This is a genomic window from Chryseobacterium sp. (assembly GCF_022869225.1).
Classification (GTDB): domain Bacteria; phylum Bacteroidota; class Bacteroidia; order Flavobacteriales; family Weeksellaceae; genus Chryseobacterium.
Genome location: NZ_JALIHL010000001.1, coordinates 2,295,426 through 2,309,754 on the forward strand (window position 1 = coordinate 2,295,426; position 14,329 = coordinate 2,309,754).

Genomic DNA, 14,329 nt, shown 5'->3' on the forward strand with positions numbered 1-14,329 from the left:
GCTTTAGTGACAACAACTCCGATTCTTAAGGCTGTAGGGACTAAAGATAAAACCATCTATTTGAACGAGGGAAATTTAAGGGAAGATATATTCAATAATGCATATACTCAATATAAAGAAATTAAAAGTATAGATATTTGGTTTCATAATACAGGAAACACATTTGTGGGCCTTGATTACTATCTAACGTATACTCCAAACTCCATCCCTGCTAATTTTAGAAAAATACAGACCTTCGAATTTGATTATTTGTATTCATTTTCAAAAGATGGTAGTAGTAGTCCTAAAGTTGCCTACGCCAATAAAAGATTATTCTTGAATTCTATTACTCAAAAGGCAGGAGGAGTAGGTATTATTAAATATTATCTGGCATATAATGGAGATATAAATGACTTGCCAAATAAACAGAGTACAAAAAGAGATTTATGGAACTATTATAAAGAAAATCCTGAATTAAATTTCTTTCACAAGCTATATTATTATCCTGAAGATGGAAGGGATAATATTGACTTAGGTCCTATCTCTCTATACCCAAGAAAAATTTTAATGGTCCAGAGGTTTCTATTCTGAATTATTATTCAAATTATCCTTTGAAGCCAGTTTATTTTGGAGATAAGACACCTGATTTTAATAATACAAGTATCGGTTCTCTGAAGAGTATTTTGACAAGTATGGGAGGGCTAACCAACTTTTATTACGAACCCAATTACATTCAGTATTATGCAGATAAAAGACCTTCGGGGGGAATCCGTATTAAATCAATTGAAAATATAGAGTCAGGTAAAAAAAATATTACTGATTTTTACTACGGTCAGAATGATAATGGTATTGGGCATGTTTATATGAACAATGGTATTAACAGACTGAATTATAATCCTGATAACACCACAAGATTTGGAGTAAACTCTCCTAGTTTTAGTGACTTTATTAAGCTTAACTTTTTAGATGAAGTATCTTCTATCACTTATTATGATGAGATAAAGAAGGTAAATAGAGATGAAAATGGAAATTCCAAAGGATATACCATATCAAAGTATAGCTTATTTAAGGATAATAATGCTCATACAGGCTTTCAGCTAGGAAATGTATTTTACAAATCAAATATTTTTTCAAGTTACAGTTTGATATATAGTCATTCTAAAAATCAGAATATGGTTTATTACAACCATAATACGAAAGATTATTATCCTTTCAATGAAAAAGAAGATTTTTCTGAAATCAACGGATACTTATTGAATGAGAAGGTGTATGACAGTAATAATACACTCCTAAAAGAAAATAATTACACCTACGATCTTAAAGTACAGGAATATAAGTTTTTAAAGGATGATAACAGCGGATGGCAGCCGGCAGGATCTATGTATAAATTAAGAAAGTATGATTATTTATTACAGAATACTTTAAATAGAGATTATTTTAATAATAATGCTGTAGTAACTAATACTACAAATACATATAATTCATTCAATCAACTGAAAAAAATATCAACTGTCCTTCCTGATACGGATGTTTTTTCCAAAGAACTGAAATATTGCTACGAAACAGATAATTCATTTACAACATTGAACAGGCTTTCAGAAATATGTGAGGAAAAGGAAACTAAAAATAATAGGTCTACGATAATTAAATACCTTTATAAAAACCTAAGTGTTCCGAAGTTATTTATTGAATCGGGAGTTATGGGGAATTTTAATGTTTATTATGGCACTATTTTAGAAAATTTGCCTTATGTAACGCAGAAATCTATTAACGGTACTACTTTTAACGATGGTGTTAAGATTAATAAATTAGGAGAGTATGGAAATATAGTAGAAACTGAGATAAATACTGTTCCAGAAACTACAATATACGGGTATTACCAGGCTTTCCCAATAGCCAAAATAAAAGGAGCAACTTATAATCAGGTCTTACAGGCTTTCAATCTTGATCCTTCTAATTATGAAGATTTTTTAAAGCTTGATATAATAAAAAAATCGGATCTTGATCTCGATGCTAATACAGAAAATATACTTATATCGGCTTTGGATGAATTTAGAAATAATGCTCAGCTTAAAAACTATGAAATTACTACTTACACCTATGATCACGGAGTTGGTGTCACTTCAATGACACTTCCTTCAGGAATTCGGGAGTATTATAAGTATGACCCTGCTGGCAGGTTGGAACGTATTCTGGATAAAGATAATAATATTATCAAGGAAATTAAATATGGTAACGCTCCTATTAAATTCTATAATCGTAAAATAATCAAGACCTTATCTCGTAATACCTGTACACCTTATACAGAGGATGGAGGGGAATATACTTATGTTGTTCCTGAACTTAAGTATTCATCTCTTATTAGCCAGGAGGATGCGGATCAGCAAGCCGAAAATGATATTAAGACAATAGGTCAAAGTCAAGCAAATGCTAGTATGCCGTGTGTTCCTAGAACAATATGCACATTTTCTTTTGATAATAATTTTATCCGTAGATCCAATCCTTCAACGCCAGAAGTATATAAACTGCCTAACTCTGATAAACTATATTATAATTTTTCATTTTCAGGATATCCAATTAATGCTGACTATTGGAAGAAATCTATCGTTATAGGACATGTTTCAGGGTGTATTCCGAAAGATGATTATTTTATATATGAAGAAGTACCAGGGGGAATGTTTGTAGGTAGCCCTGTTCCGGCTAATCGTACGTGGGAAATTTTCATTAATCCCAACGGAAATATTTATGCTTTCTTAAAATCAGGATCAGTAGGTAGTAATTCATATAATCCTTTAAACTTTAAATTTTCTAGATAATAAAAATAATTATGAGAAAAAATGTAATCTCAATATATTTTCTATTTACTTCATGTCTGACCTATGCACAAACTTCGGGAGAAGCTTATGTACAGACAAGAACTTACCTTGAGCCAGTTTCTTCTACTAATCATAGTGCCCGACAAATTCATGAGGTTCAGTATTTTGATGCATTAGGTAGACCTAAACAGATTGTAAGCGTAAAAGCAACCCCAAGCAGTAAAGATGTTGTTGCTCATATTGAATATGATAGTTTTGGGAATCAGTCGATAAGCTATCTGCCTGTTCCTCAGCAGGTAACGCTTAATGGGGATATTCATCCAAACCCTTTAAATAATGCCACAAATCCTAATATTTATGCAAATGAGAAAATTTTCTCCGGGAAAAAATTTGAAAATTCTCCTTTAAATAGGGTTTTAGAAGAAACTCAGACAGGAGCTGCGTGGGCATCAAAACCTGTAAAATATGGATATAGTACAAATACAGATGGTGAAGTAAAAAGATATACCGCATCTTTTGAATATTCTACTTTTCATTCAACTATTGTTTTATCTGGATACTATGGCGCAAACCAATTGTATAAGAACATAATTACTGACGAGGATAACAATAAGACCATTGAATTTAAAAATGCTCAGGGGCAAATTATTTTGGTTAAAAGGATAATTAGTGATTCAGAAAGTGCTGATACCTATTATGTGTATAATGAATATGATCATCTTGCTTATATTATTCCACCGAATGCATCGGCCACTACTTTTTCTCCGGCAATAGTGGATCAATTTTGTTACCAGTTTAAATACGATGATAAAAATCGTATGGTAGAAAGGAAAAACCCAGGGAGAGGATGGGAATTTATGGTTTATGATAAACAGGATCGGATTGTACTAAAACAAGATCCTGCTTTAGGAACTGTAAACAATAACCTTAATAAGAAAGGATGGCTTTTTACAAAATATGATCAACAAGGCAGAATTGTTTATACAGGTTTTTTTGCAAATACAGCAACCAGAGCTGTCATGCAAACTGCTATGGATAATATGGCTGCCAACCCGGGAAATAATGAATCCAGAAGTATCACTCCTTTTTCTCAGAATAGTTTAGATATTTATTATACGAAGAGTGCATTTCCAACAGGGAGTATGACGATACTCAGTGTAAACTATTATGACACTTATCCAACAGGAACTCCTACTATTCCATCTAATATATTAGGACAAAATGTTATTACAGATGCGCAAAACTCCTTAATAAATACTAAATCTATGGCCGTAGCATCGTATGTAAAAAACATTGATGATGATAACTGGACAAAGAATTATGTGTGGTATGATTCCAAAGGACGGAAAATTGGTTCTCACTCTATAAATCATTTAGGAGGATTTACTAAAAAGGAGGCATTACTAGACTTTACAGGTAATGTTAAAGAATCATATGTCTATCACAAAAGAATAGCAAGTGATCAAGAAACCAAGATCAGAGAAGTATTTGAATATGATGATCAAAATAGATTGGTTTCACATATGCATAACGTCAATAATTATTATAGCGAGGAACATTTGGCAATTCTCAACTACAACGAATTAGGGCAGCTGGCTAATAAAAAAATTGGACAATATGATGCAGATAGTTATAAGCCTTTGCAATCCGTTGATTATAAGTATAATATAAGAGGTTGGTTGACAAGTATTAATGACCCTGAAAATTTAGGTGATGATTTTTTTGCAATGCAATTAAAATATCAAAATCCTCAAGATGCTCAATACGGGATTGCCAAGTACAATGGAACTATATCTGAGGCCGATTGGAAAACAGCAAAGGATAAGATACATAGAAGATATTCTTATACTTATGATCCCCTTAACAGACTTACAAAGGGAACTTTTTTAACGCCTTATCTGGCATCCAATACTCAGAATCATTTTTATGATGAGGAGGTAAGTTATGATCTTAACGGAAATATTAAAACTTTAAATAGATTTCAAGCTCCTCCTCCTGGATCTTCCACAGCGATGCAAATTGATGAGCTTGTTTATGACTACGAGGTGCCTAACTTATCAAATAAGTTAATGAAGGTTACGGATAATAGAAATAACTCTTCTGGATACCCTATTGGAGGGAATATTATTGACTATGATATCAATGGTAATATGACAAGCCAAAAAGATAAAGGTATTTCATCTATAACATATAATTATTTGAATTTGCCCAAACAAATTATAGCAGGACAAGGAAATACATCTTATTTTTATAGAGCCGATGGAACTAAGCTAAAAAAAGTTTACGGGAATAAAACAACGGAATATTTGGATGGCTTTCAATATGAAAATGGTGTTTTAAAATTAATCCGAACAACAGAAGGTACCTATAGCATAGAGAGAGAACAGTATTTATATGACCATAGAGATCATTTAGGAAATATTAGGCTTACATTTGGTGCTGCTGATGGTGGAGGATGGTTCTATTTAAAAGAAAATAATTATTATCCTTTCGGATCATCACATCAGGGATACAATGATTTTGATAATCTTAAAGACTTCGATATACCTTATAATAATAAATATAACGGAAAAGAACTTCAGGAAACAGGAATGTATGATTATGATGCGAGAATGTATATGCCTGACTTAGGAAGATGGGGTGTACTTGACCCTTTGATGAATAAATATGAGACAATTTCACCTTATTCATATGTAGCTAATAACCCTGTAAATGCTATTGATCCAGATGGAAAGAAAATATTATTTGTTAATGGTCATTATCAACGTACCTATGTGGGAAGATACATTTTAGGATCAGATAAATCAGGAGAAGATTATTGGGGAAATGGGTTCCCTTTCCAAGCTAAGGTTTTCTTTGATGATTTTGCAGAGATAAAAGCTTCAAACTTTATTAATGGATCTTCATTCATAGGAGGAGATATGAGTGGGCAAGACAGGTATGATGCCGGGTATAAATATGCTAAGGATCATATTGATGAGCTTACTTCCAATATGGCAAAAGGAGAGACATTTAAAATAGTAACACATAGCGAAGGATCGGCTTATGGAGCTGGAGTGGCAAGGTATCTTTTGGATAAAGGTTATAAAGTAAGTAGTATAGTACATCTTTCTTCAGATGAAGGAGATGAATTTACCACACCAAAAGAACCTGAAACATATCAACTCGTTTACGATGGTGATGTGCTGACGGGAAATAAAAAAATTAAAGGTGTAGATAAATTTGGAGTAGTTGATTCTGGGCTTGGAGCAATATATGTTCATGGAAGTACAAGAACAAAAGGAGTTTTTAAACAGGTTCAGGATTTAAAAACGGTGAAAACAGTGAAAAATATAGGAACTGTAAATGGAAAGACTAAAAGTTGGACTTCGCAAGATAGTGCATCAACGCCAAATAAGACCAGTTTTATGAGAATTGATGATGATATAATATATAACCAAAATGGAACAAATAAATAAAAATAAGACATATATCTTTTTAAAAATTATAATCTACTCAATTGGATTTGTAAGTTTAATATTCTTGTCAAATATTTGGATTGGTACAGAAGAAAACTGGGATGAAATCGTTAAAGATGAATTTATTCCTGCTCTTATTACAAGGACTATTTTTTTAATAGTTATAGGATTATTGTTTTTGGGGCTATCTTTTGGATTAGACTATATCTATAAAAAAAAGGGCAACTTTATAAGAGAATTATATTTTTTAGTGGTATTTTCTCTTGTTTTAAATTTAATAATGATGTTGGTTCTGTGAATTGACAAAAAGGCTGTCTTAAAAGGACAGCTTTTTTGATATTCTCCGGAGAAATAATTAGTTGGTTGTATATTTGAAGACAAATTCAAATTATATGACAGTAGCAGAGTTAGAACAAATAATCCACACACCAGGAAAAAGAGAAATTGTTGTTTATAAAGGAAAAGATGTAAGAAAAGAGCTTGATCGGAGTGCTAGTGAAAGGAAAATTTTATATGAAAAATACCAGACAATATATATCATTTATAGTAACCTATTTTGTATACAATATGTACAAAAAAAGATAAAGGAAAACTCCCTGCTTGGAACAGGGAGCAAACAAAAGGTGAATTAGTCAATACTTAATCTGACAGTTATAATCAAATTAAATAACTTTAAAAGAGATTAAGTATTATGACTACACAGCAAAAAATCATCAAAAACAAGTTAGGTGTACTTGAATTAGCACAACATTTGGGCAACGTATCCAAAGCTTGTAAGGTAATGGGATATTCCCGAGATAGTTTTTATAGATTCAAAGAACTATATGAACAAGGCGGAGAACTTGTGTTATGGTAAAACTCCGATGCAGACATTTTTGGATAGTAAACCTATTGCAAAAGAGAAATTATTGGAAACTCTTGCAGAGGAACAAAAAATCCTCACTTTTGGAAGTAAGGACAATATTGGATAACTGACAATTATTTTTAACCCCTAACTGTCAGATCAAGTCGTGGCTATTACAGCTTAATACTCTTAATAATATAAGTTATGTCTCATTAATAAATAGTTCTTTATATAAATGTGAATGTTCAAAACGTTTAGCCATTTTTTATAGCCCGGCTTTTCTAATTTAAAAAAGTCAGAATATACTTATATTATAACTAGTGGCTTTTATCAATACGATAAAAAGTAGCCTTACTAATACCTGCCTGTTTACCTGCTTTATCTATTGGAATATTTTTATTATCTTATAGATGTTTTGCATATTGATATTTTTCTATACTTGTGGGACTTGATCCCGTTGGTGTTCCCAATAGCTTTTTTCTTTTCCGTGCTCCTTCTAATCCAAACTTTGTTCTCTCACTGATTAAATTTCTTTCAAACTCAGCAACGGCTCCGAAAATTTGAATAATAAATTTACCATTAGCTGAAGTTGTATCAAACGCTGGTTCTGTTATACTTTTAAAAAGAACTCCTTTCTCATTAAACTTCTCAATTAGATCAATCATGTTTTTTAGTGAGTACGATCTGTTTTGTAAACCATAATTATATCATCCTTTCTTAAATAGGAAAGCATTTCATTTAGACCAGTTCTATCCTCGCGAACACCACTAGCTATATCTGTAAAAATTTTTTCACATCCATTTTCTTTTAGCATTTCTATTTGCGTAGAAATATTCTGCTCGGAAGTTGAAACTCTGGCATAACCTACAGTCATAATTTTTTGTTTTAAAAAATGATCAGTTTTGTAGACCATTATTATATCATTCTTTCGTAAGTATGAAAGCATTTCACTTAAACCATCTCTATCTTCGCGAACACCACTTGCGATATCTGTGAAAGCTTTCTCACATCCATTTTCTTTTAGCATTTTAACTTGAGTGTAGATATTTTGATCTGAATTCGAAACCCTAGCATATCCTACGGTCATAATCTTGTCTTATAAAAGGCTTATTTGTAAAACTATTAAATAAAACGGAAAATGAAACCATTTTGGCTTCAAAATTTGAAAACTCTATTTAGTCTTGTAAAACGAACATTAAAAAAGCCCACCCCGAAAGGCAGACTTTTTATTAAACTAAAAAAATTAAGGATGTTCATTTCTTGCTCTGATGACCAGATTCACCAGATCTGAGCCGCCGCTTGCAAAATTATTACTTGGATTATGGGCACTTTGAGTGGCTACAGCATAAGGAGCGCCGGCCCAATATCCCCAGAAAGGACCACCGCTCTGTCCAGGCCATATATCTGCCTTATGGCTCATGCTTTCATTATCATCGGCACTCCAGAAGTCGCCGTCCAGAGAGATCCCGGTTTGATAAGTGGGTCTTTGGGTTCCGGTAAGATCTCCCGGATACCCTGCGTGAGTCCAGTAAGCACCTCCATCCCACGAATCGGAATATGATTTTGAGCCTAGCCAGCCTGTGCTGTTTCCGATGGGTCTGTCTAATACAATCACTACATAATCGTATTGTATTTCCGTAGAGTCGATGGTAGGACCTGCTACTTTATACTTGTAATATGTGAGTGTACCCCAGGCTGTTCCGTAAGGAGCGCTTCCGTTATAATACATAGGAGTGAACTTCAGCCATCCCGTTGTATTATTAGGCTGCCAGTCTACAATATGGGAGCAGGTAAGAAGGTGTCTTGGTCCGATCATGACACCGCTTCCTGTGCCTAAAGAACTTTCCACTCTGCCCACACATCGCCATGGATAGGCAGTAGAATTATATACCTTTCTTTGATCGGGACTGAATATCGTTCTTGCATTTTCCGGAGTCAGAAAAGAGTCTCTGTCAATGAATTTGGGTTTACGGTCTTTTTTAGGTTCCAGTTTTGGGTTGTATTCAAAATCTGAATGGGCAGGATAAAAATGATCGGTTTCAAGAGATCGGTTCTCCGTTGTTTTTTCATCCATAGGCATTCCTATTGTTTTCATCCCTTTAGGAAAAGATCTTCCGTTAATGGTTTCCATGGCAGGAGCCTGGCTGGATAATTTTTCAATAGCTGCAGGTTTTTCAGTTGATTTTGCTTTAACAGTTCTAAGTCTTGAAACTTCTTCTGCTGTCATTGGGTTGTTGTTTTCGATGTTAGACATGATTATTAATTTTAATCTATTATATTCCTACTCTTTTAATGGCTTTTCGGATTCCGCCGGTATTAGGATGGGATTAACTAAATATTTTTTGAGAAAATTCTGCGGTGATGCTTTCCGTCTGGTTGATCTGAGCAGCTCCCATAGCCGCTAATGCAATAGCGGTCTGCTTGTCAAGTGTTTTTCTGATGATATTGCCGTTGGTAGCGCGCAATATTTTACAGAAGTGATAAGTGAAATACCCTCGTATCTGCCCGCTGATACTTCCTTCCATAGATACCTGATTGTCTTTGGCTGCAGCCCATAAAGTATGATTCATTCCGGCAACAGGAATAAGAGCCTTAGTGAGGGCCGTTGTTTTTTTAGCATTTTTAGAAGATTCTATTTCACTGGCATAGGTCAGATAAAATTCATCCTCGAGCATTGGGGGAATAAAACGGGCGGTTTCATTAAGGAGGTCCGCTTCCAGTCCCAGGTCCATTTTTCTGGTTCCTGTTCCGGAATAACAGCAGTCGAAGATGACTTCCATATTGACTCCGGCTTTTAGCTTACTAAGAACCGCTTTAAAATCATCATCCCGAATGACACCGGCACTTGCGTAATCATGCGGACAAATGGCTTCGTCCAGACCGTCCAGTTCAAGATCTGACCCGATATTGGCCACTCTGGTTCCGTGTCCTGAATAATAAAAAACAAGAGAATCTCCATTTACACTTGTGCTGATCAGAGATTTCAGATAGTTCAGTATATTGGCTCTTGTGGCATTTTGATTGGTCAGGATTTTAATCTTTGCCGGACTAAAACCACAGATCACCAATGTATTTGCCATATCTCTTGCGTCATTTACACAACCATTGAGGTCTGGTCCTCCGTATCCGATGGGTGCATAATCATTGATTCCTACGATAAGTGCTTTTTTCATTGTATTAGTTTTTAAAATAATCCCTACTCTGTTTCGGCTTTTCGGGTTCGGCCTTCCTGTATTTTTTCTATGACAAAATTCCGTCATTCTAAAGGACGAAAACAGAGGAGAAAACCGTATTTTGAAAAAGGAAAAACACTTTTTTAATTGTATATGAGAATGTTATGAAATAAAAATCCGGCAGCTTGAAAAGCTGCCGGATGGGTAAGTATAATGTAAAGATATTTGTTTTTTTAGATAAGGAATAAGATTAACAATTGGGATAATAAATCAACATAGATCGTGTTTTAAGGCAAAGAGTACCAGACCTGCCCTGTTTTTTATATCCAGTTTTACAAAAACAGAGTCTCTATAGCCGTCTATTGTTTTGGGGCTAAGGCACATCCTATCGGCAATTTCCTTATAAGTAAGTTCACTGCATGCCCACTTTATAAACTCTTTCTCTCTGTCTTTCAGCTCTGAAAGAAGGGATGCATTTTTTATTTCTTCCGTTTTTACTTTTAATAATTTCTGAGCCACAAAATCAGTATAAAAACTCCCTTTTTCAAATACGGTGTCTATGGCCTGAAAGAGGATAGAAGGCTGCATGTCTTTCAGCAAATATCCTTTAGCTCCCGCTTTTAGCATTCTGATGAGAACTTTTTCATCATCATCCATTGTCAGTGCAATGACTTTGATGTCGGGATAATGCTCGGTAAGCCACTCTGTAGTTTCTATACCATTTTTATAAGGCATATTAACATCCATCAGTACTACGGCCGGTAATTCGGAAGCTTTTTCTATACCGGCAATGAAATCTTCTCCATTAGGATGATTCATAATTACCCTATATTGAGTGTTTTCTGCAATCATATTCTCCAATGCTTTGGAGATTAACGTATGATCATCGACAATGGCTATGGGAATGGTTTTCATAATAAATTTTTGTGATAGGTTATCAAAGTTTGTGTTCCTTTATTCAATTCTGACTGTATAGACAGCTCTGCATGAATCAGTTTGGCTCTCAGTTCCATATTTTTCAATCCTGAACCGTCCTGAATACTGCTGGTATCAAAGCCTTTTCCGTTGTCAGAAATACTGATGTGCAGCATTTCACAGTTATCTTCCATTTGTATGGATACATTTTTGGCTTTGGAATGTTTCAGGATGTTGTTGATGCTTTCCTGGACGATTCTGAAAAGGATCAGACCGTGTTTAGGGGAAATATCAATATCCTGCTTCTGGGTGATGAATTCTATTTTTAATAATTTCAATTTTTTTATCCTATGAACTTCTCTTTCTATGGAGTCCGCCAGTCCGAAATGAATGATCTGTTCAGTGATCAGCGTTTTGGACAGGTTTCTTATGTCCTGTATGCATTCGCCCAATAATTCATTCAGCTCATTCAATTCTTCTTTTTCTGCATTTTTTAACTTGGTGATAAGCTGGTTTTGCCGTAACCGGACAACAGAAAGCTTTTGTCCCAGATCGTCATGTAATTCCTGCCCGATATAATTGAGTGTCTGCTCCTTCATTTCTACTTGCGATGTGGCCAGTTCCTTTTCAAACCGCAAATCTTTTTCTTTTTGCGCGATCAGCAGCGTTGTTTTTTTCTTGATGAAAACCACATAAATGAAGATCATTGTCAAAACAACGATGAATAAAGTAACTGTAAAGATGATGACCAAATTATTCTCTTCCATATCTAGAAGCATTTATATGATTCTGTCCTGTTTGTTCCAAATTAAACCTAGTATGAGTATACTGTTGCTGGTCAGATTCAACATAAATAAAATCAGGAAATAAATACTCTCCGAAACAGTAGCTCTGAAAAAGAGAATGGGAATACTTCCAATAAATAAGATCAGTAAAGCCACTGAAATCCAGAACGGCAGATAATTGTTAATTTCCAATATCTTATCCGAATTAAAGGTTTGATACAGGAACAAAATAATTGAAAATAACAACAGGAGGATATCTACATAAAGCATGTTAAAAGAAAAATGATGGAGCAGGTGATCTTCTGTGTAAAACATTACAGCAATATTGAGGACAAAAAGAACCAGGATGCCGGCCTGGATCTTTTTGAGCAGAGGAACATACAATAATTGGTAATAATAAAGTAAATACAAAAAAAATACAATCATTAAAAAGCCAATTACATAAAATAGGTCCGTAGGCTGGCTCGTCAGCTTGTAATAGAAATAACAAAAAATATCAATCAGGGAGAACAGCAGATATCCTATGATAAAAAATAAATTCTCCTTTCCGGTTTTTCTATATTTTATAATCATTAAAATCATCACGACAATGGACAGGATCATAGATATCTGTTTCCCTATTTCAATATTCCAGTTCATAGTGCTGTTTTTTATGGCATCGATACTGACGACGCTTTTGGCGGAGGTGCCAGATTGGTCATGTTCATAGATTCTATAGAAGATACATCTGTATTTTCCTCTGAAGTGTCCGTTCTGGACATTGCATTGTCTTTTTTTCTTTTTTGTGAAGTGGGAACTAAAAATATCGTTTGATAGCCTGCATATTCAGGTTTTGCCATTCTGTTTTTAGGATGGTTCATTGGATATTTTCCCATGTAGATCCGGATTCCTACCTTTTTTAATTTCTGTTTTTTGGCATTTTCTTTTACATATTTGATATATCCTTCCATCTCTTCCAGAGAAAACCAATACCATCGTGAATCCGGTTCACCGTTCCGGTATTTAGTGAGAATCACGTTATTGGTTCTGGAATATTCATCAAAAAGGACCCGCCCTTCGCGGTAGCTGATCAGTTTCTTTTTATAACTGTCATTCACGGGTTCGGAGCAGCGAGTACAGCTTAGCAAACAAAAAGCCAGAATAAGAGCTGCACAAAGCAGACTTAAGGTTTGAGTTAAAAAGGAAGTTTTCATTTTTATGGTTTTTAATTTTTATCTAGCAAAATTAGCTAATGGGTCAACTATAAAAAAGGGTGAAAACACTGTTTTTTATCCTTTACTAAATGTACGACTTTTTGATATTCAGATGGATATGAATCATCATGTTTGTTTTCCTTTTCAAAAAATTATTCCAATTGTACCCCTCGAAATAAAAAAATCTGTGTCTCTGTTTATTCATAAGGTCTCCCGACATTGAGTCTGAAATAAAATTCAAAAACAAGAAGCATGAAAATCACAATAGTGGGCTATAAAAAAGAGGAAAGACTCTCGCAGGGAGTGGCCAATGATGAAGATACGGAACTGATCAGTTTTTTAATAAACAAAGGCTTAGACATCGTTCCAACAATCTGGAATGATAAAAATGTTGATTGGAGCAGTTTCGATGTCGCTGTTATCAAATCTCCCTGGGATTATTACAACCATTTAAATGAATTTCTGAACTGGCTGGGCAGCCTTGAAAAACAGGGGGTCAAAGTTCTGAATCCTGTTGAGGTGATCAAATGGAACAGTGATAAACATTATCTGAAAGATATTGCAGATAAGGTCTTCCGGTAATTCCCGCTGAATACCTTGAAAAAGGTTCCGGATTTGACAATCATTTCTTTGATTATTTCAATACCGGGAAACTGGTAGTAAAGCCTTGTGTAAGTGCAGGAGCACAAAATACAGTCGCTGTTGGCAGAGATGATTTCAACGAACGTTCTGTAGAAATTGAAAACCTCCTGAAAGTGCAGGATTATATGGTGCAGCCTTTTGTAGAAGAAATCAAAAATGGAGAATGGTCATTTATCTTTTTTAATGGAAAATACAGCCATTGTTCGTTAAAAACACCTAAACAGGGAGACTTCCGGGTGCAGCATTACCATGGCGGAAGCATCAGCTATCCAACGCCAGATTCCAAACATATAGAACAGGCCGGAACCTATCTGAAAAGTTTACCCCAGCCAACGCTGTATGCAAGAGTGGATGGTGTGCTCATTAATAATTTATTTAGTTTAATGGAGCTGGAACTGATAGAGCCTTATTTGTTCCTGGATGGAAACCGTGATTTCCTTGGAAATTACTATCAGGCTTTGATGGGTTTAATGGTTGATTTGTAGACTGTTATATGGCTGTTTCGTGTCCTGGATATTTTGATG

The 14,329-nt window shown here is 34.6% G+C and carries 14 protein-coding genes and 2 pseudogenes; 9 read left to right on the forward strand and 7 right to left on the reverse strand.

Annotated elements, in window-relative coordinates:
• The first annotated feature begins 6 nt into the window (after nucleotides 1-6).
• From MUW56_RS10775 to MUW56_RS10805, 7 genes and pseudogenes are all read left to right on the forward strand, one after another.
• Nucleotides 7-570: a hypothetical protein gene (locus MUW56_RS10775; RefSeq protein WP_292013198.1), complete on the forward strand. Its 564-nt coding sequence runs from the start codon at nucleotides 7-9 to the stop codon at nucleotides 568-570.
• 20 nt (nucleotides 571-590) lie between these two features.
• A complete protein-coding gene (locus MUW56_RS10780; protein ID WP_292013199.1) occupies nucleotides 591-2,795 on the forward strand; it encodes a DUF5977 domain-containing protein in 2,205 nt (734 codons plus the stop codon).
• 11 nt (nucleotides 2,796-2,806) lie between these two features.
• Nucleotides 2,807-6,253 carry a DUF6443 domain-containing protein gene (locus MUW56_RS10785; RefSeq protein WP_292013200.1) on the forward strand — a complete coding sequence of 1,149 codons (3,447 nt, stop codon included), beginning with the start codon at nucleotides 2,807-2,809 and terminating at the stop codon, nucleotides 6,251-6,253.
• Nucleotides 6,237-6,551, forward strand: coding sequence for a hypothetical protein (locus MUW56_RS10790; RefSeq protein ID WP_292013201.1), 315 nt, complete (start codon nucleotides 6,237-6,239; stop codon nucleotides 6,549-6,551). Before MUW56_RS10785 ends, MUW56_RS10790 begins: the two co-directional genes overlap by 17 nt.
• Nucleotides 6,552-6,645: 94 nt before the next feature.
• Nucleotides 6,646-6,885: a hypothetical protein gene (locus MUW56_RS10795; protein ID WP_292013202.1), complete on the forward strand. Its 240-nt coding sequence runs from the start codon at nucleotides 6,646-6,648 to the stop codon at nucleotides 6,883-6,885.
• A gap of 59 nt (nucleotides 6,886-6,944) precedes the next feature.
• Nucleotides 6,945-7,094: pseudogene (locus MUW56_RS10800) on the forward strand (helix-turn-helix domain-containing protein); the annotation flags it as partial.
• On the forward strand, nucleotides 7,078-7,224 hold the full coding sequence (locus MUW56_RS10805; RefSeq protein WP_292015471.1) for a hypothetical protein: 147 nt from the start codon (nucleotides 7,078-7,080) through the stop codon (nucleotides 7,222-7,224). The pseudogene MUW56_RS10800 and the gene MUW56_RS10805, both read left to right, overlap by 17 nt.
• A gap of 277 nt (nucleotides 7,225-7,501) precedes the next feature.
• Here the strand turns inward: MUW56_RS10805 and MUW56_RS10810 are convergent.
• The 7 genes and pseudogenes from MUW56_RS10810 to MUW56_RS10840 form a co-directional block, all read right to left on the reverse strand.
• Nucleotides 7,502-8,184, reverse strand: a pseudogene (locus MUW56_RS10810) (recombinase family protein).
• A gap of 156 nt (nucleotides 8,185-8,340) precedes the next feature.
• Nucleotides 8,341-9,351, reverse strand: a complete 1,011-nt coding sequence (locus MUW56_RS10815) for a trypsin-like peptidase domain-containing protein (RefSeq protein ID WP_292013203.1) — start codon at nucleotides 9,349-9,351, stop codon at nucleotides 8,341-8,343.
• 73 nt (nucleotides 9,352-9,424) lie between these two features.
• The gene (locus MUW56_RS10820) at nucleotides 9,425-10,270 is read right to left on the reverse strand and encodes a caspase family protein (RefSeq protein WP_292013204.1); all 846 of its coding nucleotides are present in this window, start codon (nucleotides 10,268-10,270) and stop codon (nucleotides 9,425-9,427) included.
• A 270-nt stretch (nucleotides 10,271-10,540) separates the two neighbouring features.
• Complete coding sequence (locus MUW56_RS10825; RefSeq protein WP_292013205.1) at nucleotides 10,541-11,185, reverse strand: response regulator transcription factor; 645 nt, start codon at nucleotides 11,183-11,185, stop codon at nucleotides 10,541-10,543.
• Nucleotides 11,182-11,952 (reverse strand): ATP-binding protein, encoded by a 771-nt coding sequence (locus tag MUW56_RS10830; RefSeq protein ID WP_292013206.1) that lies wholly within the window; start codon nucleotides 11,950-11,952, stop codon nucleotides 11,182-11,184. Before MUW56_RS10830 ends, MUW56_RS10825 begins: the two co-directional genes overlap by 4 nt.
• Before the next feature lie 12 nt (nucleotides 11,953-11,964).
• Entirely contained in the window at nucleotides 11,965-12,609 is a 645-nt protein-coding gene (locus tag MUW56_RS10835) for a hypothetical protein (protein WP_292013207.1), read from the reverse strand.
• An 11-nt stretch (nucleotides 12,610-12,620) separates the two neighbouring features.
• Nucleotides 12,621-13,163 carry a hypothetical protein gene (locus MUW56_RS10840; protein WP_292013208.1) on the reverse strand — a complete coding sequence of 181 codons (543 nt, stop codon included), beginning with the start codon at nucleotides 13,161-13,163 and terminating at the stop codon, nucleotides 12,621-12,623.
• Nucleotides 13,164-13,415: 252 nt separating this feature from the next.
• Here MUW56_RS10840 and MUW56_RS10845 point away from each other — a divergent pair, with 252 nt between their 5' ends.
• Together MUW56_RS10845 and MUW56_RS10850 are read left to right on the forward strand one after the other, a co-directional pair.
• Entirely contained in the window at nucleotides 13,416-13,745 is a 330-nt protein-coding gene (locus MUW56_RS10845) for a hypothetical protein (protein WP_292013209.1), read from the forward strand.
• 71 nt (nucleotides 13,746-13,816) lie between these two features.
• Nucleotides 13,817-14,290 (forward strand): hypothetical protein, encoded by a 474-nt coding sequence (locus MUW56_RS10850; RefSeq protein WP_292015404.1) that lies wholly within the window; start codon nucleotides 13,817-13,819, stop codon nucleotides 14,288-14,290.
• The last annotated feature ends 39 nt before the right edge of the window (nucleotides 14,291-14,329 follow it).

What these genes read in the sequence shown, in the direction of transcription:
- MUW56_RS10795 (WP_292013202.1), top strand. Translation starts at nt 6,646, where the DNA reads ATGACAGTAGCAGAGTTAGAACAAATAATCCACACACCAGGAAAAAGA.
- MUW56_RS10835 (WP_292013207.1), bottom strand. Translation starts at nt 12,609, where the DNA reads ATGAACTGGAATATTGAAATAGGGAAACAGATATCTATGATCCTGTCC.
- MUW56_RS10845 (WP_292013209.1), top strand. Translation starts at nt 13,416, where the DNA reads ATGAAAATCACAATAGTGGGCTATAAAAAAGAGGAAAGACTCTCGCAG.
- MUW56_RS10790 (WP_292013201.1), top strand. Translation starts at nt 6,237, where the DNA reads ATGGAACAAATAAATAAAAATAAGACATATATCTTTTTAAAAATTATA.
- MUW56_RS10805 (WP_292015471.1), top strand. Translation starts at nt 7,078, where the DNA reads ATGAACAAGGCGGAGAACTTGTGTTATGGTAAAACTCCGATGCAGACA.
- MUW56_RS10825 (WP_292013205.1), bottom strand. Translation starts at nt 11,185, where the DNA reads ATGAAAACCATTCCCATAGCCATTGTCGATGATCATACGTTAATCTCC.
- MUW56_RS10820 (WP_292013204.1), bottom strand. Translation starts at nt 10,270, where the DNA reads ATGAAAAAAGCACTTATCGTAGGAATCAATGATTATGCACCCATCGGA.
- MUW56_RS10815 (WP_292013203.1), bottom strand. Translation starts at nt 9,351, where the DNA reads ATGTCTAACATCGAAAACAACAACCCAATGACAGCAGAAGAAGTTTCA.
- MUW56_RS10830 (WP_292013206.1), bottom strand. Translation starts at nt 11,952, where the DNA reads ATGGAAGAGAATAATTTGGTCATCATCTTTACAGTTACTTTATTCATC.
- MUW56_RS10840 (WP_292013208.1), bottom strand. Translation starts at nt 13,163, where the DNA reads ATGAAAACTTCCTTTTTAACTCAAACCTTAAGTCTGCTTTGTGCAGCT.
- MUW56_RS10785 (WP_292013200.1), top strand. Translation starts at nt 2,807, where the DNA reads ATGAGAAAAAATGTAATCTCAATATATTTTCTATTTACTTCATGTCTG.